1 protein-coding gene is annotated in these 481 nt (G+C 71.9%); it reads left to right on the plus strand.

Annotated features, from left to right (window positions below; translation table 11 throughout):
* On the plus strand, positions 1–481 hold a 481-nt coding region (gene pyrF / locus G4D87_RS38600; protein WP_163787689.1), incomplete at both ends, for an orotidine-5'-phosphate decarboxylase.

Raw genomic sequence — 481 nt, forward strand, 5'->3', positions numbered from 1 at the left:
GCGTGGGCCTGGACCCCGAACCCGCGCGCTTTCCCGCCGGCCTGCGCGGCGACGCCGGCCGGATCTACGACTTCTGCGCGGCGATCGTCGATGCCACGGCCGACCTCGCCTGTGCCTTCAAGCCGCAGATCGCGTACTTCGCCGCGCACCGCGCGGAAGAGCAGCTCGAACGCCTGGTGCGGCACATGCGCGCCACGGCGCCGCACGTGCCGGTGATCCTGGACGCCAAGCGCGGCGACATCGGCTCCACCGCCCAGCAGTACGCGATCGAGGCCTTCGAGCGCTACGGCGCCGACGCGGTGACGCTCTCGCCCTTCATGGGCTTCGACTCGATCGAGCCCTATCTGGCCTACCACGGCAAGGGTGCCTTCCTGCTGTGCCGCACCTCCAACCCGGGCGGCGACGACCTGCAGAGCCAGCGCCTGGCGAGCGTGGACGGACAGCCGCTGCTGTTCGAGCACGTCGCGCGCCAGGCCCAGGG

Origin of the sequence: Myxococcus vastator, assembly GCF_010894475.1 — a bacterium.
Taxonomy (GTDB): domain Bacteria; phylum Myxococcota; class Myxococcia; order Myxococcales; family Myxococcaceae; genus Myxococcus; species Myxococcus vastator.